Source organism: Clostridium sp. CTA-17 (genome assembly GCF_054767895.1).
Map to the genome: position 1 here is coordinate 942,948 of NZ_BAAABF010000001.1, position 23,318 is coordinate 966,265.

Sequence of the window (23,318 nt, forward strand, 5' to 3'; positions counted from 1 at the left end):
TCCTAATGTTTAATAAAATTTATTTTAATTATTGACTAAAATTACGCTAGTAAACCATAATATTTAGTAACATATATATTGTAATAATTCTAACTACTGGTTACAATAGTTATTGATAACTTATGAAAAGGAGATAATTTTTATATGGATTATAAGTTTGATGTAAAAAACCCTAGAAATCTTACAATGCTAGTTGATTTCTATGAACTTACTATGGCAAATGGATATTTTAAAAATGGCATAGAAAATAAAATTGCCTATTTTGATATGTATTTTAGAAGGGTACCTGATGGCGGTGGCTATTGTATAATGGCTGGTGTTGAGCAATTAATTGAATACCTATCAAATCTAAACTTTTCAGAAGATGATATAGCCTATTTAAGATCAAAGGAATTATTTTGTGATGAATTCTTAGAATTTTTAATAAATTTTAAATTTACTTGTGATGTTTGGGCAATTCCAGAGGGTAATCCTGTTTTCCCAAATGAACCTTTAGTTATTGTTAAAGGTCCTGTAATACAAGCACAATTTGTAGAAACTATGATACTTCTTACTATAAATCACCAAACTCTTATAGCTACTAAAGCTAATAGAATATGTAGAGCAGCTAAGGATAAGACTGTAATGGAATTCGGTTCTAGAAGAGCTCAAGGATATGATGGAGCAATTTATGGAGCAAGAGCTGCTGCTATAGGTGGTTGTGATTCTACAGCATGTACAATAGCTGATCAAATGTTTGATATACCTGCTATAGGAACTATGGCTCATAGTTGGATTCAGCTTTTCGGAGACGAATATGAAGCATTTAAAGCTTGGGCAGTAGCATATCCTGATAACTGTACATTATTAATAGATACCTATAACGTTTTAAAATCTGGTGTTCCTAACGCTATTAAAGTATTTGATGAGGTTTTAAAACCTTTAGGAAAAAGACCAAAAGGCATAAGAATAGATAGTGGTGATATAACTTATCTATCTAAAAAATGTAGACAGATGTTAGATGAAGCTGGATATCCAGATTGTAAAATAATAGTCTCAAATTCTCTAGATGAATATATAATAAGAGATGTATTAAGCCAAGGGGCTTCAATAGATGCCTTTGGAGTTGGAGAAAGACTTATAACAGCTAGATCAGAACCTGTTTTTGGTGGAGTTTATAAATTAGTTGCAGTAGAAGATGAAGAAGGTAATATAATTCCTAGAATAAAAATAAGTGAAAATGAAGAAAAAATAACAAACCCTGGATTTAAAAGAATAATAAGAATATTTGATAATAATACTCATACAGCCTTAGCTGATTTAATTCTTTTAAATGATGAACAAATAGATACTAATAAACCATTAGAAATTTTTGATCCTATTCATGTATGGAAAAGAAAAACCTTAACTAATTATTACGTTAAAGATTTACTAGTGAAAATATTTGAAAATGGAAAAGTATGTTATAAAAATCCAACAGTAATGGAAATTAGAGATTATGCTCAAAAAGAGTGTGAAAAACTTTGGCCTGAAATTTTAAGATTTGAAAATCCTCATACTTATTATGTAGATTTATCAAATGGTTTATGGAATTTAAAGCATAATTTACTTCATAGATATTCTAGCATATATAAATAGAACTTATATTTATTTTTCAAACAAAAATAAGAGACGCTTCCTTGTTGTGAAGCGTCTCTTATTAATTTACTTGACTTAAAATTAGATTTGATTTTTCATAATCTTCCTCAAGTAAAAAACTTTTGTCTAAATATAATGAAAATACACACTCTTCTCCTGTGACTTTCTCATTCATTGGACATTCCTTATAACACTTAAATTTCTCCCTCTCATTTGACCAAAATGGACAATATGCCATATTATACTCTCAATCCCCTCTTAATTAATTATAATATAGTCTTTAATCCTGAATTCTTTATAACTGTAATGTTTGTAAGCTCATTTTGGAAAGCTTTAAGTAAAGCCTTTTCTAAAACTTTTTCATGATCAAAATTAGCAACATCTTTACATACAGCAAAAACTTTGTTAGTCTCTCCCATAACATTTTTATAAGTTAATGTAACATTTGGTTTTTCATATAATACATCAACAATTTTTATCCCCCATGATAAACAAGCAAAATCTCCATCTTTTTTTAAGAAGCTTAAATCTTTTAATTTTTTAGTTTCTTGATTAGGATCTGTAACAATAATTAATTCATCTCCAACTTTATACTTTGACATAATTAACCTCCTAAGTAATTTATTTATATAGTAAAGTTTACCACTCCTTTAACTTTAAGTAAAGTATTACAAGCTTCTATTCTTTTTAAAATTATTTACATATATTACTTTTATTGTTTATTATATATTGATTTTATTGGTAAAAATTTTATATTAATAATTTTTTTCTTGAATTTCTAAAAAATTTTTTAAAAAATCTAATATTTTTATAACATATTAATATTAATTTTAATTTCTTTACTTGCAATTCTCTTTTTATACAAGTAAAATAGTTAATAGCGTTTAAAAATATTTAAATTTAATTTAATTTTTATATTATAAAAAAAAGAACAGTAAAAACTGTTCTTAAAGGAAAATGAAATGAACATGGAAAAACTTTGTTAATTAATTAACAACCTTTAAATAAATTTTATCATAAAAAGGCTATTTTTACAAGTTTTTTTTATTAATTTTTCTTAAATAATATTTATTTAAAATTAAGATTATTTAATGTTAAATAGTATTAAAGGATAATCTTTGACATATAATAATAATTATTATATAATATACTTAATTCTTATATATGATAGGGATGGTGGAAATGGACAATATAACTACTATTTTTAAAGAAAAAAAATTAAAACTAACTCCTCAAAGGATTGCTGTTTATAAATACTTAAAGGGTACGAAAGAACATCCGTCTGCTGAGACTATTTACAAGGCTTTACAGGAAGATTACCCTACAATGTCATTAGCTACAGTTTATAAAGCGTTAAAAACTCTTGTAGAAGTGGAATTAATACAAGAAATTAATGTTGGTGAAGGAAACTTTAGATATGATGGTAACTCAAATGATCACTGTCATGTTCAATGTTTAGCTTGTGGTAGAGTTGATGATCTTGAAAATTTAGATTATACTCATCTAAATGAAGAAGCCCAAAAACATTCAAGCTATAGAATACTTTCAAACAAAATGTATTTCTATGGAATATGTGAAGAATGTCAAAATAAACACGAATAAAAAAGAGTGGTAAATTACCACTCTTTTTTATATTTAAATATTAATTTTTATCAAGTCTATATTTTAACTAAATAAAATTATTTATTTAGCTAATTCATATAAAGCTTTTGCATATATTTTGCTTATTAAAATTAAGTCATCTATTTTAATGTATTCATTTGGTTTATGAATAACATCTGGTTCTCCTGGGAATATTGGTCCAAATGCTACTATATTAGGCATTTCCTTAGCATATGTACCTCCTCCAATAGACATTAGTTCTCCTTCTTTTCCTGTTTCCTCTTTATATACATTCTTTAAAGTCTTTATTAAAGGATGATCTGGAGAGAAATATAATGGTTTTTGGTGTTCAAAGTTTTCTATTTCTATTCCAGTACCTTTTATTCTTTCATTGAAAGGAGTCATCATATCATCTAAAGTCTTAGTTACAGGATATCTTAAGTTTAAAGTAAGTCTTCCAACTTCATCATTTAAATCAATTACTCCAACATTAAAACTTAATTTTCCTGATGCTTCATCTTGTAATAAGATTCCGAATTTTTCTCCATAGACATCTTCACCTATGTTATCATTTAGGAATTTAACGAAAGCTTTTATATCTTCTTGTGCTAAATTTAATTCTGCTAAAATTTTAATAGTTTGCATTATAGCATTTATACCCTTTTCTGGAGTACTACCATGAGCTGAAACACCAAATACTTTTAAATCTATTTCATCATTTTTATGTGATACTTCAAATTTTATATTATTTTCTTTAGCAAATTTTGATATTTCTTCACAAACCTTATTTACTTCTTTAACTTTTAATTTTGTTTCACAAAGACTAGCAACTACATTTGATGCTATTCCACCCTTTATACTCTCAACTAATACATCTCCATCAGTTGTTTTTTCTCCAAAAGTTTTAACAATGTCAAAAATAGTGATACCCTTTTCTCCATTTATTATAGGGAACTCTGCATCTGGAGTAAATCCTGCTACTGGAGCTTTTTCATGTTCTAAATAATATTCTATATCCTTGCTTCCAGTTTCTTCATTAGTACCAAATATTATTCTTATTTTCTTTGATATTGGTAATCCTAATTCTTTTATAGCTTTTAATCCATATAATGATGCCATTATTGGACCTTTGTCATCAGTTGTACCTCTTCCATATATTTTTCCATCATGTATTTCTGCACCATATGCTGGGTAAATCCAATCATCACCTTCTGGAACAACATCTAAGTGTCCTAAAGCTGCTACATACTCTTCTCCATCACCATATTCAGCATATCCTACATGTCCATCTAAATTAACTACTTTAAACCCTAATTTTTTTGAAATTTCTAAGGCACATTCTAAAGATTTAGAAACTCCTTCACCAAAAGGCATACCCTCTTTTGGTTCATCCTCAACACTTTTGATCTTAATAATATTTTGTACTGATTCAATTAAATCATCTTTCATTTCATCAATTTTGCTACTTATTAAATTCATTTTTGACACTTCCTCTCATCAACTTTAAGTTAACAAAATATTAATATATATTATTAATATTTTACCACATTTCAACAAAATTTTCTAATCTATTTCATTTAAATGATGAATTAAGAAGTGAATATATAACTTTAAATACTTAATACTAAAAATAGCAAGCCATTTATGTATGACTTGCTATTTTTCTTTAAGCAATTACTTCTTTTCTGCTTTTTGATGATTCAAATTTAGTGATTATTAAGTTTAAAATAACACCAACCAAAGCTGCTAAACTTAAACCTGATATACTTACAGCTTCACTTATTTTAATCCCTATAGGTTCTGATAAGAATAATCCTGATAACCCTACAAAGATTATTGATGCCATTAATATTAGGTTAGTTTTATTTAACTTAACCCCTTCATTTTTTATAGTTTTAACTCCCACTAAAGCAATCATAGAGAATAGCATTAAGCTTATTCCTCCCATTACTGATTGTGGAATTGTTCTTATAATCGCTCCAAACTTAGCTATAAAGCTTAGTATTATGGCAAAAACAGCTGTTAATCTTAAAATTGATGGATTATAATTTTTAGTTATAGCTAAAACTCCTGTATTTTCACCGTAAGTAGTATTAGCTGGTCCCCCTAATAAAGATGCAACTAAAGTTGCTAATCCATCTCCTAATACGGTTCTATTTAGTCCTGGATCTTCTATAAAGTTTTTACCTACAACTTGTCCATTAGTAGTTATATCTCCTATATGCTCCATTGATACCGCTAAAATAACTGGTAAAGTTATCATTATTGCTCCAAAATCAAATTTTGGCAATGTAAAGTTTGGTACTGCAACCATAGTACTTTGTTGAATTAAGCTTGTATCAACTTGTCCTAAAATTAAACTTAAAGTATACCCCACAGCCACTGCTGTTATTATTGCTAACTGTGAAAAAAATCCCTTTCCAAACTTACTTATTATTAATGCTAATCCTAATGTGGTACAAGCTATTAAAACTGAATTCATAGCTCCTGTCTCTCCAACTATTAAAGATTTTACTCCAGCCATTTCTAAGGCATTAGGTATAAGATTTAATCCTATAACCATTATCATTGGTCCTACTACTCTTGCAGGTAAAAATCTTTTTATTTTATCTACACCTATTTTCTTTATTCCAAAAGAAATTAATACATAAGCTAATCCTGCAAAGAATATACCTCCTTGAGCATATCTTAAATCTCCATATTTAGCTGCAATTACTTGTATTACAGGTATAAATGCAAAGGATGATCCTAAAAATACTGGAACTTTTCCTTTAGTACATAAGTGAAATATTAAAGTACCTATCCCTGCTGTGAATAAAGCTACTGATGGATCTAATCCTGTTACTAGTGGTACTAGTATTGTAGCTCCAAACATCGCAACTAGATGTTGTAATCCTAAAATTCCATTTTTAAAGTAAGAGAAAATTCCTAATGTCTTAATACTTCCTTGTTCTTTGCTTATTACTTGTTGTGCCATAATTTAAGCCTCCTTATTTTTTCTTAAGGAGAAAGCTCTGCTTCTCCTTTTTTCAGCCTCACAGGACTGATTTAAAAAGGTAAAAATAAAACTTCTTACCAGAGATTACAGGCAAGAAGTTAATTCTTTAAACTAAATAAGATTTTTATTTATAATCTAATAATTAATTCTTGAAGCCTCTCTGGACTATCTTTAAAGAATAGTTTTATTTTATTAGATTATATTTAAATTAATATTATTTTTCAATATATAATTTAGTTTTTTACATTTTATTAATATAATTAATACTTAGTTAATTTGCTCCAAATTTCAGGATGAACTTTTTTAATGTTTATAATTTTAAAAGTTTTACTATCTACAAAAGTTTGTAAAGTTTTTCCTGTAGCTACAAGTTTATTATCATTTTCTCTTTTTACTGTGTATTTTAATGAAACCTTAATGGGTGTTATTTCATCATACTCAGTTTCTATTATTAAGTTATCTCCATATCTTGCTGCATCTATATATTTACATTGAGTCTCTACTAAAGGCATCATAATTCCTTGATCTTCTATTTCCTTATATGTAATTCCAAATTGTTCTATAAAATCTTCTCTTGCAACTTCAAAATATATATAATAATTGGCATGATGCACAACCTGCATTGCATCTGTTTCAGCATATCTTACTTTAATTTTGCTTATACTTTTCATATAAAATACTCCTTATAAAAAACTTATTTCCATATTGTAATTTTATATTATTTTATTTTGATTTTCAAACCTTTTATAAATATTTATATCTAACTTAAAATCAACACTAACTTTAAATAATTCCATGTTTATATAATAAAAACTCTGCCTTAAGTTATAATCTTAAAACAGAGTCATTATCTAAAATAAAAAGTTTATTGTTATATGTCCTTTTGAATTTTTTCCTATTTCACATTCAACACCAAAAACATCTTTTATATTTTTAGGAGTTAAAACTTCTTTTGTTTCTCCTCCATAAACTACTTTTCCTTTATCAATCATATATACTTTATTACAATAAGCTGAAACTAAATTCATATCATGAAGTGCAGCTAATACCGTTATATTTAACTCTTTAACTATATTCATTATTTCTATTTGATACTTAATATCTAAATGATTTGTAGGTTCATCTAATAAAAGAATTTCTGTTTTTTGTGCTAAGGCTCTTGCTAATAATACCCTTTGTTTTTCTCCTCCTGAAAGATTCAGAAAATCTCTATCCTTATATTCAAGCATATTAACCTTTTCTAAAGCTTCTCTTACTATGTCATAATCTTCTTTATTGTCTAATTGAAAAGTCCTTTTATATGGATTTCTTCCCATAAGAACAATATCTTTAACCTTAAAACTAAAATTATATTGATTAAATTGGCTTACTACTGCTAATTCTCTTGCCATTGACTTTATACTAATGCTATCTATTTCTTTACCATTTATGTATATTGCACCACATTTTTTATCAATTAACTTATATATAGTTTTTAATATGGTTGATTTCCCACTTCCATTTGGCCCTATAAGCCCAACAAAATCACCCTTATTAACATTAAATGAAACTCCCTTTATAATTTCACTTTTATTTATAGAAACTTCTAGATTTTCTAATCTTATCATAATCCTTACTCCTTTTCTCCAGTTCCTTTTACCATAAGCCATAATAAGAAAGGGGCTCCTATTACAGAAGTAATTATTCCTATGGGAAGTTCCATATTAGCAATAGCACATCTAGCAATTACATCTGCCCATATAAGAAATATAGCTCCAACTAAAGCACTAAAAGGTAGTAAAGTTTTATGATCTGTTCCAAATATAAGTCTTACAATGTGTGGAATCATAATTCCAACAAAGCCTATAGTTCCACATACTGATACAATAACTCCAGTTATTAAAGAGGAAAGTATCATATATATTTTTCTATGCTTTTCAATATTTAACCCTAAAGTAATAGATGTTTCATCTCCTAATACCATTAAGTTTAAATTTCTATATTGAGTAAAGAAGTATATTAGTGGTATAACTGATATTACTATTGGAAGAACTATATTACTCCATTCCGCTCCAGCCAAACTTCCCATCATCCAAAAGTTAACTGTTCTTATGCCTTCGTTATCCTTTGATAAAAATATTATTAAGCTTGTAAGTGATGAACATATAGAACTTATAACCATACCAGCTAATATCATCTTAAAAGGAGTTATACGACCACCTATTTTCGCTAAAAAATAAACAAATACAGATGCCATTAAAGCTCCTAAAAATGCTCCTAATGGTGCTCCAAAGCTTGATAATACTCCTGAAAATCCTATTAGTATTGAAAATGTAGCACCTAAAGATGCTCCAGATGACAATCCTAGTATGTAAGGATCCCCTAAAGGGTTTTGTATAGTAGCTTGCATAATTACACCAACCATAGCTAAGGCCATACCTGCAAAAGCTCCTAAAAGCACTCTAGGCATTCTCACTCCCCATATTATATCAAATAAAGTACTATTTAATATTTCATCTAAATTTCCAATCTTAATTCCAAAAACCTTATATAAAAACACTCTATAAACATCATAAGGTGGAATATCAACAGCACCAAAAGATATTCCTAATATTATGGATGATATAAAAAGTAAAATTAATAAAACTGCAATGAAAACTTTTTTGTCTTTTCTCCAACTTAATTTAAACAATCTTACCTATCTCTCCCTAAAATATATTATTAAACTCTAAGAAACTATTTTTAAGCTTAGTTCCTTAGAGTTCCTATTTTACTTAATTTATTTTAATAAGTCTGGGTATAATCCCCTTGCTATTCTTTCTATTCCCTCTACAGTTCTTGCACCACCTGCATATGTTTCTGAAAGAGGAGTATATATTATTTTATTTTCTTTTATTGCAGTTACATTTTTTAAAGCTGGATTTTCTAATAATGCTTTTTCTTCTTTGTTATCTTTATTTTGATTTAAGTAATGTATAAGAACTATAGCATCTGGATTCATTTCTATTATATTCTCAACTCCAACACTACCTGATTCCTTTGCCACATTAGTACCACCAGCTTTTGAAACCATATCTGAAACTAAGGTTTTAGGTCCATAAACTCTATATTTATTTTCTCCCTCACCTTCTATTACTAAGACTTTCATAGGTTCTTTAACTGATTTTATCTTTTCAGAAATATTATTTATTCTTTCTTTCATATCATCAACATATTTAGTTGATTTTTCTTCTATATTAAATATTTTACCTATATCATTTATATCATAATAAACATCATCTAAAGTCTGCTCTTTTGAAATACCAGAGTTTCTTTGAATAAAAGTTTTAACCCCTTTTTCATTCCATGATTCTACAGAACCTAGATTTTTATCTGAAAATACACTTTTCCATCCCATTATTAAATCTGGATTTAAAGCTAAAACAGCTTCCTTGCTTGGATATGTTTCTGATAACACATTTATATTTTTATACTTATCTTCTAATCTTGGAAGTATAGGACTATCCATAAATGATGTTCCAACTAAGGAATCCTGTAGATCTAAATCAAGCATTATTTCTGTAGTAGTTTGATTTGTACTAATAACCCTCTTAGGTTTACTTTCAAAAGTTTCCTGAAATTCCTTTCCACTTTGATCATATGTACTTATTGTTATTGGGTAACCTTCCTCAGTATTTTTTGAGGCTGTATTTCCTTTTGAATTTCCAGTACATCCTGCTAAAGCTAAGGAAAATACTAACCCTATAGTAGCTAAACTTAAAATTCTTTTTCTTCTCATTTTATCCCCCTGTTATTTCAAAATATTTTTAATGTATTCTACTGTTTCATCTATATCAGAAAAACATCTACCATAATCCACCTTAGGCTTTTCAACTATTATTAATTTAATATTTGAATCTAATGCAGCCTTTGCTTTTTCTAAAGCTCCACCTCTTTCACCACTATCCTTAGTTAGAAGAGCCTTTGCCTTGTATTCATCTATAAAGGCCTTATTAAGTTCATATCCAATAGGACCCTTTATAGCAATTATATCTTCTATCTTAACTCCTAAATCTATAAGATCATTCATAACCTTTTTTGAAGGTAATACTCTATGAATAACTCTATTTTCAAGAGAAGATTCTAATATCTGCTTTACTCCATTACTTCCTGTAGTATTCAAAATAGGTCCATGAATAATAGAGTCTAATTCTTTAAGTTTCTCTAATCCACTTATTCTAATAATATTAGGATGATTTAACTCTTTTAATACACCATTTCTTTCATATCTTATGTATTCTATGTTTAAGTCCTTACATACTTTTATTGTGTTTTCACTAACATTCTTTGCATAAGGATGAGAAGCATCAACTATTCCTTTTAAATTAAATTCTTTAGCAAAATTTAAAAGTCCTTCTTCATCTAAAGGCTTTGTATTCATAAATGCAACTGGAAATTCTTTTAAAAGTTCTCCACCATATTCTGTAGCTGTAGATATAACTATTTTTTCTTCAAACCCCTTAAGCTTTTGTAAAAACTCTCTTCCTTCTGAAGTTCCTAATATAAGTGCAATCACATTCTCACCCCATTAGTTTTATTTTTTTATTTTATATCCTCTTGGAGTTACAAAATATCCATCTTTAATATAACTTTTTGAGTTTCCTATGATTACTATTGAGAACATATCAACTACTTCATCATTAAAGTCTTTTAAAGTAAATATTTCTTTACTTTCTCCTTCTCTTAAGGCATTTCTAACAACTGCTATAGGAGTTTCCTCTCCTCTAAATTCCTTAATTATATCAACACACTCTCTTAAATAGTGTGGTCTTCCCTTACTCTTTGGATTGTAAAGAGAAATTACGAAATCTCCCTCTGCTGCTAAACGAACTCTTTTCTTTATATCTTCATAAGGAGTCATTAAATCACTTAAACTTATGTTACAGTTATCATGCATTAAAGGAGCACCTAAAACTGATCCTGCTGCACTAGATGCTGTAATACCAGGTATTATTTCAACATTTTCATCTTTTCTCATCTCTAAGATAAGTCCAGCCATACCATAAATTCCTGAATCTCCAGTACTTATTAAAGCAACTTTTTTATCCTTACTAAGTTCTAAGGCCTCTCTACATCTTTCTTCTTCTCCACGCATACCAGTTTTGAAGATTTCCTTATCTTTTATTAAGTCTTTAACCATTTCTATATATTTAGTGTAACCAACTATTATATCAGATTCTTCAATAGCTTTAACTGCTCTTAAAGTCATTTCATCTAGTCCACCTGGTCCAATTCCAATTACATATAATTTTCCCATTATTATTCCTCCTTATTATGTAGCTTAAGTTGTAAAGTATTATGGTTATAAGCTTATTAAAGCTTTTACTTTTCTACTATACTTTTAAAGAATTTCTAAGGCATTTATCTTAATAGAGTTTTTTCTACCTTTATAAAGCTTACTTCCCTTTACTTTACCTTTTAAGCTCTCCAATAGTTAACGTCATTCCATTTTTCTTTAGTTTATTTACTATAATATTTCCATTCATTAAAAGAACTGCTGGCTCTGATACAGCTCTTACTCCAACAGATTTTTCTACAAAATCACTGCCTTCAAATTCATCTTGAACACTCTTAATCTCATCCTTAGAAAATGTTTCAAAAGGACAATTTAAATATTCACTTAAATCTAAAATAGCCTTTTCCTCTTTTTTTAAATCTATTGATCCTATTTTTAAGACAGCTCTCTTATCAATATTTAAATCCTTAAGTGAAGATTTCACAAAATCTATTAACTCTTGTGAAGACACTCCTTTTCTGCAACCTACTCCAAGTAATATATTTTTTCTTATTAATCTTAAAACTCCCTTAAGATTTTCCTCTTCACTTTTTTCCTTATTAGTTATCCAAAGAGTATTGTCTTTTAATAAATATGTACTTTCATAACCTAAAGGCAATTTAATTAAATTATTATCATCTAAAAAATAAACTTTTTTATTGTTTACTAACCTTGAAGCTATCTCTTTAGCCTTTTTTAAATCTTCTATAATAAGATTATTACTTTTAGCAACCATGTCTGGTGCAACTTTATTTTGATTATCTGTGGCAGTTGTTATAACTGGGGTATTATTTAAAACTTTACTTACTTCTAAAGTTAATTCATTGGCTCCACCAATGTGTCCTCCTGCTAAACTTATAGTAAACTTATTGTTTACATCAACCACAACAATCCCTGGATCCTTATCTTTTTTTACTATAAAAGGAGTTATAGCCCTAACTGCAATTCCTGTTGAACTTATAAAAATAATATTCTTACAAGTTTCAAACATTTCCTGTGTGGCTCCTTTTAAAGAAAAATCTTCACATTTACTTTTATAAATTCCTTTGAAACTAATATTATTTTCTTCAAAAAAATCCTTAAGCTTATCCCCTATAAAGTCTCCCTTTTCAGTAACACTTATTATTCCAATCATATTTATTCAATTCCTTTTCTGAACATATGAGTAAAATGCTTATCATAAAGAAGACTCTTCTCATAATTACAGTCAATGAAATCTCCAACTAATATTTGAGCACATTTATTTATACCAGCTTCCTTAACCTTTTCTGATATATTTTCTAATGTTCCTATCATTATTTCTTGATCATCCCATGTTGCTCTAGAAATTACAGCTATAGGAACATCTTCTCTTCCATATCCTCTTTTTAATTTTTCAACTACCTTATCAATCATTGATATAGAAAGGAATAATGCCATAGAAGCTCCTATTGAAGCTAACTTTTCTAAATCCTCTGTCTCTGGTACTGGTGTTCTTCCTTCAACTCTAGTTAATATAACAGTTTGAGTTACTGATGGAAGAGTAAACTCTTTCTTTATAGCTGAAGCTGCTGCTGTAAATGAACTTACTCCAGGTACAACCTCATATTGTATATTGAACTTGTCTAGTTCATCCATTTGTTCCTTAATAGCTCCATATATTGATGGATCTCCAGTGTGAAGTCTTACTATTACTTTATCTTCACCATCATTTTCTTTTATAACTTCAACTACCTCTTCTAAAGTCATTGAAGCTGAGTTATATATTTTAACTCCCTCTTTACAAACATCTAGATGTTCTTTGCTTACTAAAGATCCTGCATATATTACAACATCCGCTTTTTCTAATAAATTTCTTCCTCTAACAGTTATTAAATCAACAGCTCCTGGACCTGCACCTATAAAATATAACATTTTATCCTTTGCCTCCTAATAAAATACGATTTTTATTTATAATTTTTATCTATTTACTTGCTAGTATTAAAGACATGTAATCTCTATGATTTAAGATTTCTTCTCTAGTTCTTAGAACTTTTTCCCCTTCTCTACCTGCTCTACTAACTAGCACATAGTCAAATCCTTTTTCTTCTAAGACATCTAAAACTTCTTCTTCTTTTTTATAAACTTTCATTATTACAACGAACTTTTCATCTTTTATGTCATGTACTCTACCTGCTGGAAGAACAAGTAATGGTTCATTACCTACAACTAATGTTCTATCAACTATGCTAGCTGCAGCACAGAAAGATGTTATTCCTGGAATAGTTTTTACATGGAAACCATGATCTTCTACATAATTTAATAAATGTATGTAAGTACTATAAACATAAGGATCTCCTATAGTTAAGAAACTTACATTTTTTCCTTCTTTAAGTTTTTCTAAAATAAAGTCATAAGCCTCTTTAACTTTTAATTCTCTGTTTTTCTTTCCCATTGGAAAATGTTTAACAGCTATTTCTGTTCCTTCTTTTATATACTCCTGAGCTGCTATTAATGCTATGCTCTCTCCGCCTTCTTCTGCACTTGGTGCTACTATAACATCACTATTTTCAATAGCCTTTACTGCCTTTATTGTTAATAGTTCACTATCTCCTGGTCCTACACCTATTCCATATAATATTGCCATTAATTTTCCTCCTTAAATGCCTTAACAATAAAAATTGGATTATTGCTAATCATCATGTATGTATTTTCTCTATTTTTACTTATGTTAACTAAAGAAATTTCTGTTTTATATTCTAATTTCTTTAAAAATTCTATTGCATTATATGCATTGTTTAAAGTTATAAAGTTTAATACTAAAACTCCATGCTCTTTTAAGATTTCATCTGATATATTTATAATTTTTTCAAGGCCTCCACCAGAGCCTCCTATAAATATAGAATCAAATTTTGAGATTTTTTCTTTTTTAATCTCATTTGAAAGTGATTCCATATGTTCTATAGCATCACCCTCTAATAAGGTAACATTATTACAATTAAACTTTTTTAAGTTCTCCTTAGTTACCCTTATGGCTTCTTCATCTCTTTCTATAGAAAATACAGATCCCTCTTCTATAAATTTAGAAGCTTGAATAGTAATACTACCAGTTCCACTTCCTATATCTAAAAAATTAGAATCTTTATCTAAATCTAATTTACTAATAGTAAGGATTCTAATATCCTCTTTTGTCATAGGACATTTTCCTCTTATAAACTCTGAATCTTTTATAAACTTCATATATCCTCCAAAGGAAAATTTATCTTTCAATTATTATTACAGATAAATCTCCATAATCCTTTTCGCAAATTTCTCTTGGGTTTCCAATTGTTATATTTTCATCTTCATAAGAAAGATTTTCTCCAACATATATAGTACATTCTATAGAATTTTCTATTAACCTTTTACTTAGCTCAGAAGGAGTATTTTTTTTATCTGTTAACCAAATAGAAAGTTTGTTTTCCTTCACAACTTCTATAAAATTCTCTTCTCTTCCATGCATACTTCCAACAAAAGCATCATTCCAAGTTTTATTAACTCTGCATGTTAAATATTGAAAAGAACTTATTCCAGGAACAATAGAAACTTCTCCCTCATAATTCTTACATATATAATTTGTAATTCCATAAAAGGTTGGATCTCCTGAGGCAACTATTGAAATCCTCTTTTCCTTATTTTCATTTAGAAATTCTATTATTTCTTTTAAACCTTTTACTCTCTTAAATCTTTCATCATTTATACTATTTAAAAACTTTAAGCTAGAAATTGCTCTTTCAAAACCAACTATATAATCACTTTTTTCTAGTTCCTTGATAACTTTAGGAATTATATAGTCTTCATGGCCTGGTCCTAATCCTAATATTTTAACCAAAAGCCTTCATTCCTTTCTAATTTAAGTTTAATCAAACAAGTTTGAATTTTTAGATTCATATAGTAACTTCATTTCCTTTGATCCATAGTACATAAGAATATTAAAGCTTGCTTCACCATAAGCATATATATCTAATCTCTTTAATACCTTTTCTCCAATTCTTTCATATAACATAGGAAAATCATCTCCAAGAAGTCTTACAGCACCTTCACTTGTTTTTTGATCTAAAACTTTTTGTACTAGTTCTAAATCATATCCCATTAAGGTAAGCTCTAGAGCTATAACTTCTAATCTAACATCTGAAACTCTACTATGTGTATTGAAACATCCAAAGGCAATCTTGCTTAACTTTCCTATATGACCTACTATTGTTAAATCCTTTATTCCTTGAGCTAAGGCACACTCTATAGAAAAACCTACATAATTAGATATAACAACTATATTATCCTTTTTGTATCCTCTTTCTCTTAAGAATCTTTCTCCCATATTTCCAAATACAAATACAAGGTCTTTATTGTTTACAGATTTTTGTCTTATTTCAATTCTAATAGATTCCTTTAAGGCCTCTTCTGACATTGGATAAACTATTCCCGTAGTACCAAGTATTGATATTCCATCAACTATACCTAATCTAGGGTTAAATGTTTTCTTAGCAATCTCTCTTCCTCTTGGAACAAAAATTGTTATTCTAACTCCCTTATCCTTAGGAAGTACACTTAAGACTTCTTTTTTTATCATTTCTCTAGGTACTGGATTTATGGCAGGTTGTCCTTTTTCTACAAAAAGACCCTCTTTAGTTACTACTCCAACGCCTTCTCCTCCACATAGTTCAAAGCCTTCTTCAATTTCTTCTGCCTTTGCAAATATTTCAAGACCTGAGGTAGCATCTATGTCATCTCCACCATCTTTTACTATGGAGCAAGAAATTGAATCTTTATTAGCCTGTATATCTTGTATTTCTAAATTAAGTTTTATATTTTTAGGAGTATCTATTTCTATAACACTTATGTCTTTTTTATTAAAAAGCATATAAGTGGCGGCTTTAGCAGCAGCTGCTGCACAAGACCCTGTAGTGTATCCACATCTAAGTTTCTTTCCACCACTTTCTATATACATATCAAACATTTAGATTACCTTCTTTATTACATATCTCTTTTATAATTCATATAAAGTAATGCATTTATTATAGCTGCTGCTACTGTACTTCCACCTTTTCTTCCCTTAACTCTTATATAAGGAATTCCAAGTTCATCTAAATCTTCTTTGCTCTCACTAGCCCCTACAAAACCAACTGGAACTGCTACTATAAGCTTTGGATTAGCTTTTCCTTCCTTAATAAGTTCTCTAAGTTTAAATAAGGCAGTTGGAGCATTTCCGAAAACAAATATATCTACATTTTCCTTTGCTGCAAGTTCAACTCCTGCCATTGATCTAGTTATTTCTTTTTCTTTAGCTAATTTAAATACCTCTTCTAATCCAACATAGCATTCAACTGATGCATTTAATTCTTTTAATGCTCTTTTGTTCATTCCTGATAAAGCCATTGTTGTATCAGTATATATTTTAGCTCCATTCTTTAGAGCAGAAACTCCTGCCTCTATAGCACCTTCACTTATTTCTATTAAATCTTGATATTCAAAATCCGCAGTAGTATGTATAACTCTTTTTACTATTTGTAATTCCTCTTCTGAAAAATTATGTTCATGCATTTCAGAACCTATAATTTCAAAACTTCTTTTTTCAATTCCCATAGGGCTTTTCATGTAATCCATTATTTCATTTCCCTTCTATGTTTCTTCTTTTTAGTTTCTCCAAGTCCTTTATATGTACCATTAATAACATCATTAATTCTATCTATGTATAAATTCCCAAACTCTTCGTATTCCCCTAATCCTTTTAAGACAACATTAGCCTTTATTCCTTCACTTTCAAATCTGCTCTTCCATGAATCTTCTTCACCTGAAGCCATATCATTTTTAGCATGATCTCCAGCTACAACCATTAAAGGAATTATTGTTATTTCTTTTATATCTTTCTTCTTAGCTTTCTTTAATACATTTGAGAAATTAGGATATCCCTCTACAGTTCCTACAAAAACATCTTCATAGTCCTTATCTATTAAAACAGATTGTAAACATCCATAAACAGCATTGGATGGATGAGCACTACCATGTCCAACAAATACACATGGAGAATTCTTTTCTATTAAATCTTTCATTGTATCTACGAAATATGAATAATCATCTGGACCTGATTCAAAACCTTCATAATGGAATATTGGTCTTCCTATCTCTATCCTTTTAAAACATGATTCATATTCCTTTACCATATGCTTTATATAATCAAACTCTTCTCCTGGAATAATATGAAGTGGTTGAACAATAACTTCCTCATATCCTTCCTCGGCTAAACTCTTTAAAGCATCTTCTGGAAATAATACTTCCATGTTATGTTTTTCTTTAAGTTTTTTTACTATCATATGTGATGTAAAACTTCTAAAAATATCATATTCTTTGAAACTTTCTTGTATTGAATCTTCTATTTTTTTTATAGAATTATTTAACGCATCTAAATGACTTGTTCCAAAACTTACTACTAATATAGCTTTTTTCATATTTCACCTCTAAAATTTTAAAATAAAAAGCATCTGTGCTACAAAGAACAGATGCTTACAAATCAAAGTAATTATTCCTCAAAATTATGAACAAATAAGTACTAATCTCTTCCCTCCGAAGCTTAGTTTACGATTCTTAGGCAGGTATCCTGACTTAAGGCTTATCCTCATTTCTCCCTTCCCAATTTATATAATCAGTGGTTAATAGAAACTTGTATCCTATCACAGTAGCGGGGGCTGTAGTGGACTTTAACCACTTTCCCTTTTAATTAAAATCAAACCTAAAAATATAAAATATTATTTTTTTTAATTATAATATATAATCTTAATTATTTCAATATAGGGTAAATTTCTTATTTTCTATATTTGTAGTATAATTAAGTTGTTAATTTTTTCTTACCATATTTTAAATGTTTAAAGGTTAAATTTGTGTTACATTTGACTTTTATGTTATAATTCAGTAATATATGATGAAATGCTCTTAAGTTGTGGACAGTTTAACTAAAGGAGTGTAGTTTATGCAAAAAAGAATTTTATCAGCGTTAATTGCTATGGCAATTAGTATTTCAGCTACTCATGTAGTTTTTGCTGATACAGTAAATGATAAGAAATCTACTATACAGGAGAACAAAGTAAAATATTCACAATTAGATAATGAAGTTATTTCACTTAACTCTCAAGTGTCAAAACTTAATAATGAAATCGAAGAATTAAATGCTAAGTTAGCAGATAATAAAGCTAAAATGAAAGATACAGAAGAAAGTTTAAAAGAAACAGAAAGTAAAGTAAGTACTTTAAAAACTGAAATAGATGAAAAACAATCTGTTTTAGGTAAAAGAATGCGTGCCATGTATAAAAGCAAGGATTCTATGAATCCAATAGTTTTTTTACTTAAATCTGAAGACTTATCAGATTTAATAACAAGATTAGACGCTTTAGCAAGAGTTGCAGCTTTAGATAAAAATCTTATAAAAAGTTTAGATGAGCAAAAAGATTCTCTTAATAGTGATATTAAAAAATTAGAGAGAGATCAAGCTGAACTTAAAGAATTGAAAGCTTCAACCGAGGAATCTCTTAAAACTTTAGATAGCAAAAAACTTGAGGAACAAAAGAAAATTGATGAATTAAACAGACAAAAAGAGGCTGTTTTAGAGGTAATTAAAGAAAATGAAATGTCTTTAATATCTCATTCAGTTTCAGTTATAAATTCATCTTCATCAATTAATGAACTTGAAAGTGCAGTTAGCACATTGAATCAATTAATACCACAACTTAATATTGATTCAGTTAGAGATGCAGCTAATAATTCTGTACAAGCTGCTAAAAATAAAATTGAATCATTAAAAGCTGAAGAAGCTAAGAAAGCAGAAGAAGCTGCTAAAAATAATGCTGCTAACTCTTCAAATAATACTAGCAGTAATAATAGTTCTAGCCAACCTAGTAGCGATGGCAAATATAAGAAAACACTTTCTATGGAAGCCACTGCATATAGCGGAGGAACATTAACAGCTATGGGCCTTAAACCTGTAAGAGACCCCGGTGGAATAAGTACAATAGCAGTTGACCCTAGTGTAATTCCATTAGGATCAAAAGTGTACATCCCTGGTTATGGTTATGCTATAGCATCAGATACAGGTGGAGTTATAAAAGGAAATATTATTGATCTTTACATGAACTCTCATGATGAATGTATATCTTGGGGAAGACGTCAAGTTACATTGCACATAGTTGCTTATCCTGGTGAATGGTAAAAAAGATAAGACTTTTCGTCTTATCTTTTTCTTATTTTACTTCCAAAATTATTAAATACTTTTAAAAAAAGAAAAATAACTAAAAATGCTATTATTGCAGTAATAACTACAAATAAAAAGTTTAATAGATCTTTAAAACTTAAACCTACTCCATCTAAGAAATTTCTAACCTTAATACTAACTTTAAAAAATCCCCATAAAATTAAACTTCCAATAATACCTACTGAAGCAGCTGTTAACCCAATCTTTGACTTTTTAAATATACATACTAATCCTATAAAAGCAAAAGTTATTATTATAAAAATAAATTTCCAATCCAAAACCTCCAAATTTTGTACTCCTAAACATACTTTCCTTATTATTTTACTTAATAAAAGTTTTAATTATTCATTTACTTATTTAAGATTATAAAGTTATTAATAAATTAATTAAATGTTGAAATTTATTAATAACTTTATAATAATATTCTTGATATGATTAGCTTCTTATTATTTATAAATATACTATCTAAATTTCAAATAAACCTTTATGATAATTAATATCATAAAGGTTTGTATCAAAGTATTATAATAAAACTTACAGAAAATATGAAGGAAATGTCTAAGTAAGATTTAGACTCTTATTTTTAAGCATTCCTTAATTAAAACATAAATCTATCTACTTATTATCCCTCAAATACAGGTACATCAAATGTAAAGTTATTTTCTAAATATAAATCTTGATAACTATTCATAATATCAGCAATACTTGATGCATACCATGGAGTTGTAGCATATTGATGCCATATATTTGATACATTCGGATTATATCTCATCTTATAAAGAGTATTTTGATTATATCTTGAACTATGAACATAATTTAATGAAACAAATTCTGCAGCACCTTTTATAGCATTTTCAATACTTGTCCATCCTCTATTGTAAGCATATGTTGTTCCTAATATTAAAGCTCTATTAGGGAAAACTGATGAATTATCCTTGGCACCTATTCCAAATAAATTATATACTGTTACTGGCTTAGATAGTGGAATCATATGATATCCTACTAATTGACCATTACCATTATATATAGGTCTACTTTCATCTGCAATTTCAGTAATTGTTACACCCTTTGCAAGTTTACTTGTTCCATTACCTGTTTCGTGTAAACATTGAGCAACTAAGTATAGAGGATCTATATTAAAGGCTCTAGCAGCATTTACAAAAGCTTGTCCTTGACCTGTTAAAACCCCTTTATTATTTAATCTACTACTTAATCCACTTACATTTACTGATCTAAATTTATCTACTCTTAAGAATTGTAGCTTATTAGTAGCCTTAGCCGGATTTATATATTTCTCAAATTCTGAATATGAATAATTTGAAGGATTGTTTCTTTGTTGTAATTTTATATATTCGTTAAGTGATACTCCATAATTTGTTTTTGAAGCATTTCCTATATCTAATCCTGGATTAACAGTTGAGTTACCATCAAAAATATTTATATAATTTTTAGATGCATAAGCTTCTTGTCCTTTATAATTTATTTTATAGAAGCCATTTTCTTCTCCTAGTATTTCAACACTTTCTCCACTATTTAATATTCCAACAATTTGAGATGAAGTATTAGCTTCTTTTCTTACATTTAATCCTTTAGATGCAGTTACAACACCAGTTTTCTTACTATTTTCAGGGGTACTTGGTTTCTCTGGTTCTGTTACTACCTCGTCTTTAATATCCTTAATATATTCCTTAGCCACATATCCATGGGAGCCCTTGTATTCTATTTTATAAAATGCTCCTTCTTCTCCTACTATTGTTACCTTTGAATTTCCACTTAAGCTTCCTATGACTTTACTACTTGTACTTGCTCCTTCTCTTACATTTAAAGAGCTACTTACATTTACTATTCCTGTCTTTTTAGTACTTTCAGGAGTACTTGGTTTTTCTGGAGTCTGTGTACCTTGGTTACTATTATTACTTTCTGTAACATCTTTAATGTATTCCTTAGCTACATATCCATGGGAGCCTTTATACTCTATTTTATAAAATGCTCCTTCTTCTCCTACTATTGTTACCTTTGAGTTTCCACTTAAGCTTCCTATGACTTTACTACTTGTACTTGCTCTTTCTCTTACATTTAAAGAGCTACTTACATTTACTATTCCTGTCTTTTTAGTAGTTTCAGGATTACTTGGCTTTTCTGGTGTCTGAGTGCCTTGGTTACTATTATTACTTTCTGTAACATCTTTAACATATTCCTTAGCYACATATCCATGGGAGCCTTTATACTCTATTTTATAGAATGCTCCTTCTTCTCCTACTATTGTTACCTTTGAGTTTCCACTTAAGCTTCCTATGACTTTACTGCTTGTACTTGCTCTTTCTCTTACATTTAGAGAACTGCTTACATTTACTATTCCTGTCTTTTTAGTAGTTTCAGGAGTACTTGGTTTTTCTGGAGTCTGTGTACCTTGGTTACTATTATTACTTTCTGTAACATCTTTAACATATTCCTTAGCTACATATCCATGGGAGCCTTTGTATTCTATTTTATAAAATGCTCCTTCTTCTCCTACTATTGTTACCTTTGTGTTCCCACTTAAGCTTCCTATGACTTTACTGCTTGTACTTGCTCCTTCTCTTACATTTAGAGAACTACTTACATTTACTATTCCTGTCTTGTTAATAGATCTAACAGCCAATACCACTGGTTCTGCTTTAGGAGTAACGTTAACTTCTTTTTTAGATTTAGCACTGTTATTCTTTTTAACATCTTCCTGATTTACTTTAGAAGTTTCTTTTTTAACCTCTTGGTCTTTCTTATTTGTTTCATCCTTTGATATATATTTAGCATAAACATATCCATAAGAATTATTAAACTCTATTTTATAGAATCCATTACTTTCATTTATTATATTAACTTTTTCTCCACCTTTTAAGCTACCAATAATTCTACTATTGTTAGTAGCAGCTTGTCTAACATTTAAAGCTGTATTTATATTAACCTTACCTGTTCCTTCAACTGGTTCTTTTTTTACTTCTTTCTTAATTTCATTATTTTTATATGAAATTAAATTCACATATTTACTAGATACATATGCTCTTCTACCATTAAAATCAATTTTATACCAACCATCAATTGATTTATCTAAAACGCTTACCTTATCATTCTTATGTAAAGTTCCAATTACTTGACCATTTTCATTTGGACTAGTTCTCACATTTAATTGATTAGCAGAAATTAAACCAACGTTATCTTGATTCAAATTATCTCCTAGTACTCTTATGTCCTTAGCTTGTACATATCCTGTAAAATCTTTATAACCAACCTTATACCAATTATCTGATACCTTATCTATTATATTAACTCTGACACCACTAGGTATTGAAGTTATTATTTCATGAGAAGAATCTGCCCCTTTTCTTAATCCTAGGTCTTCTAATGAAATAATTTCTCCAAATGAATTTCCTTTAGATTCATTGATATTTTTAAGTTCATTTACTGGTTTTGCATGTACCTTAGTACTTGATGTACAAGCTATTGCTCCAGCTCCAATTACAGCACCTACTATAAGGCAACTTAATCTATTTCTATTCATGTTACCCTCCTTTTACAAATAATTAATATTTTAT

Annotated in this window: 23 protein-coding genes and 1 riboswitch; of the genes, 3 read left to right on the forward strand and 20 right to left on the reverse strand. The window is 28.5% G+C overall.

Annotated features, from left to right (window positions below; genetic code table 11):
- Positions 1 to 144: 144 nt before the first annotated feature.
- Complete coding sequence (locus ACYUCG_RS04130; protein WP_283704441.1) at positions 145 to 1,617, forward strand: nicotinate phosphoribosyltransferase; 1,473 nt, start codon at positions 145 to 147, stop codon at positions 1,615 to 1,617.
- A gap of 61 nt (positions 1,618 to 1,678) precedes the next feature.
- Here the strand turns inward: ACYUCG_RS04130 and ACYUCG_RS04135 are convergent, their stop codons facing one another.
- A complete protein-coding gene (locus tag ACYUCG_RS04135; RefSeq protein ID WP_181159642.1) occupies positions 1,679 to 1,855 on the reverse strand; it encodes a hypothetical protein in 177 nt (58 codons plus the stop codon).
- A gap of 28 nt (positions 1,856 to 1,883) precedes the next feature.
- Positions 1,884 to 2,219 (reverse strand): hypothetical protein, encoded by a 336-nt coding sequence (locus ACYUCG_RS04140; RefSeq protein WP_139933348.1) that lies wholly within the window; start codon positions 2,217 to 2,219, stop codon positions 1,884 to 1,886.
- A 580-nt stretch (positions 2,220 to 2,799) separates the two neighbouring features.
- Between ACYUCG_RS04140 and perR the strand changes: the two genes are divergently transcribed.
- Positions 2,800 to 3,219 carry a transcriptional regulator PerR gene (perR, locus tag ACYUCG_RS04145; RefSeq protein ID WP_060796241.1) on the forward strand — a complete coding sequence of 140 codons (420 nt, stop codon included), beginning with the start codon at positions 2,800 to 2,802 and terminating at the stop codon, positions 3,217 to 3,219.
- Positions 3,220 to 3,300: 81 nt separating this feature from the next.
- On the opposite strand, the gene pepV is transcribed toward perR, so the two are convergent.
- From pepV to ACYUCG_RS04225, 16 genes are all read right to left on the reverse strand, one after another.
- Positions 3,301 to 4,698: a dipeptidase PepV gene (gene pepV, locus ACYUCG_RS04150; protein WP_460268173.1), complete on the reverse strand. Its 1,398-nt coding sequence runs from the start codon at positions 4,696 to 4,698 to the stop codon at positions 3,301 to 3,303.
- 187 nt (positions 4,699 to 4,885) lie between these two features.
- Positions 4,886 to 6,196 carry a uracil-xanthine permease family protein gene (locus ACYUCG_RS04155; protein ID WP_283682054.1) on the reverse strand — a complete coding sequence of 437 codons (1,311 nt, stop codon included), beginning with the start codon at positions 6,194 to 6,196 and terminating at the stop codon, positions 4,886 to 4,888.
- Positions 6,197 to 6,477: 281 nt separating this feature from the next.
- Positions 6,478 to 6,888 (reverse strand): acyl-CoA thioesterase, encoded by a 411-nt coding sequence (locus ACYUCG_RS04160; protein WP_460268174.1) that lies wholly within the window; start codon positions 6,886 to 6,888, stop codon positions 6,478 to 6,480.
- 180 nt (positions 6,889 to 7,068) lie between these two features.
- A complete protein-coding gene (locus ACYUCG_RS04165; protein ID WP_283682056.1) occupies positions 7,069 to 7,824 on the reverse strand; it encodes an ABC transporter ATP-binding protein in 756 nt (251 codons plus the stop codon).
- Positions 7,825 to 7,829: 5 nt separating this feature from the next.
- Complete coding sequence (locus ACYUCG_RS04170; protein WP_283682057.1) at positions 7,830 to 8,888, reverse strand: FecCD family ABC transporter permease; 1,059 nt, start codon at positions 8,886 to 8,888, stop codon at positions 7,830 to 7,832.
- A gap of 87 nt (positions 8,889 to 8,975) precedes the next feature.
- On the reverse strand, positions 8,976 to 9,974 hold the full coding sequence (locus ACYUCG_RS04175) for an ABC transporter substrate-binding protein (RefSeq protein WP_283682058.1): 999 nt from the start codon (positions 9,972 to 9,974) through the stop codon (positions 8,976 to 8,978).
- A 12-nt stretch (positions 9,975 to 9,986) separates the two neighbouring features.
- Positions 9,987 to 10,751, reverse strand: a complete 765-nt coding sequence (locus ACYUCG_RS04180) for a cobalt-precorrin-6A reductase (protein WP_240298230.1) — start codon at positions 10,749 to 10,751, stop codon at positions 9,987 to 9,989.
- Positions 10,752 to 10,769: 18 nt separating this feature from the next.
- A complete protein-coding gene (gene cobJ / locus ACYUCG_RS04185; protein WP_003452107.1) occupies positions 10,770 to 11,492 on the reverse strand; it encodes a precorrin-3B C(17)-methyltransferase in 723 nt (240 codons plus the stop codon).
- Between the two features lie 154 nt (positions 11,493 to 11,646).
- Positions 11,647 to 12,645 carry a cobalt-precorrin 5A hydrolase gene (cbiG, locus tag ACYUCG_RS04190; protein WP_060796232.1) on the reverse strand — a complete coding sequence of 333 codons (999 nt, stop codon included), beginning with the start codon at positions 12,643 to 12,645 and terminating at the stop codon, positions 11,647 to 11,649.
- Between the two features lie 2 nt (positions 12,646 to 12,647).
- Complete coding sequence (gene cobM, locus ACYUCG_RS04195) at positions 12,648 to 13,403, reverse strand: precorrin-4 C(11)-methyltransferase (protein WP_240298232.1); 756 nt, start codon at positions 13,401 to 13,403, stop codon at positions 12,648 to 12,650.
- A 49-nt stretch (positions 13,404 to 13,452) separates the two neighbouring features.
- Positions 13,453 to 14,115 carry a cobalt-factor II C(20)-methyltransferase gene (locus ACYUCG_RS04200; protein WP_003452129.1) on the reverse strand — a complete coding sequence of 221 codons (663 nt, stop codon included), beginning with the start codon at positions 14,113 to 14,115 and terminating at the stop codon, positions 13,453 to 13,455.
- A complete protein-coding gene (gene cbiT, locus ACYUCG_RS04205) occupies positions 14,115 to 14,708 on the reverse strand; it encodes a precorrin-6Y C5,15-methyltransferase (decarboxylating) subunit CbiT (RefSeq protein ID WP_087327380.1) in 594 nt (197 codons plus the stop codon). Before cbiT ends, ACYUCG_RS04200 begins: the two co-directional genes overlap by 1 nt.
- 19 nt (positions 14,709 to 14,727) lie before the next feature.
- Entirely contained in the window at positions 14,728 to 15,339 is a 612-nt protein-coding gene (gene cbiE / locus ACYUCG_RS04210; RefSeq protein ID WP_003467307.1) for a precorrin-6y C5,15-methyltransferase (decarboxylating) subunit CbiE, read from the reverse strand.
- Between the two features lie 27 nt (positions 15,340 to 15,366).
- Complete coding sequence (cbiD, locus tag ACYUCG_RS04215) at positions 15,367 to 16,464, reverse strand: cobalt-precorrin-5B (C(1))-methyltransferase CbiD (RefSeq protein ID WP_283682060.1); 1,098 nt, start codon at positions 16,462 to 16,464, stop codon at positions 15,367 to 15,369.
- A 17-nt stretch (positions 16,465 to 16,481) separates the two neighbouring features.
- Entirely contained in the window at positions 16,482 to 17,111 is a 630-nt protein-coding gene (locus ACYUCG_RS04220; protein WP_003452122.1) for a precorrin-8X methylmutase, read from the reverse strand.
- Positions 17,111 to 17,953, reverse strand: coding sequence for a sirohydrochlorin cobaltochelatase (locus tag ACYUCG_RS04225; RefSeq protein ID WP_060796229.1), 843 nt, complete (start codon positions 17,951 to 17,953; stop codon positions 17,111 to 17,113). Before ACYUCG_RS04225 ends, ACYUCG_RS04220 begins: the two co-directional genes overlap by 1 nt.
- Before the next feature lie 122 nt (positions 17,954 to 18,075).
- Positions 18,076 to 18,253, reverse strand: a riboswitch (cobalamin riboswitch).
- A 218-nt stretch (positions 18,254 to 18,471) separates the two neighbouring features.
- On the opposite strand from ACYUCG_RS04225, the gene ACYUCG_RS04230 reads away from it, so the two are divergent.
- Positions 18,472 to 19,704 carry a 3D domain-containing protein gene (locus tag ACYUCG_RS04230; protein ID WP_283682062.1) on the forward strand — a complete coding sequence of 411 codons (1,233 nt, stop codon included), beginning with the start codon at positions 18,472 to 18,474 and terminating at the stop codon, positions 19,702 to 19,704.
- A gap of 20 nt (positions 19,705 to 19,724) precedes the next feature.
- On the opposite strand, the gene ACYUCG_RS04235 is transcribed toward ACYUCG_RS04230, so the two are convergent.
- Positions 19,725 to 20,033 carry a hypothetical protein gene (locus ACYUCG_RS04235; protein WP_283682064.1) on the reverse strand — a complete coding sequence of 103 codons (309 nt, stop codon included), beginning with the start codon at positions 20,031 to 20,033 and terminating at the stop codon, positions 19,725 to 19,727.
- A 335-nt stretch (positions 20,034 to 20,368) separates the two neighbouring features.
- On the reverse strand, positions 20,369 to 23,284 hold the full coding sequence (locus ACYUCG_RS04240; protein ID WP_460268175.1) for an SH3 domain-containing protein: 2,916 nt from the start codon (positions 23,282 to 23,284) through the stop codon (positions 20,369 to 20,371).
- Positions 23,285 to 23,318 lie beyond the last annotated feature (34 nt).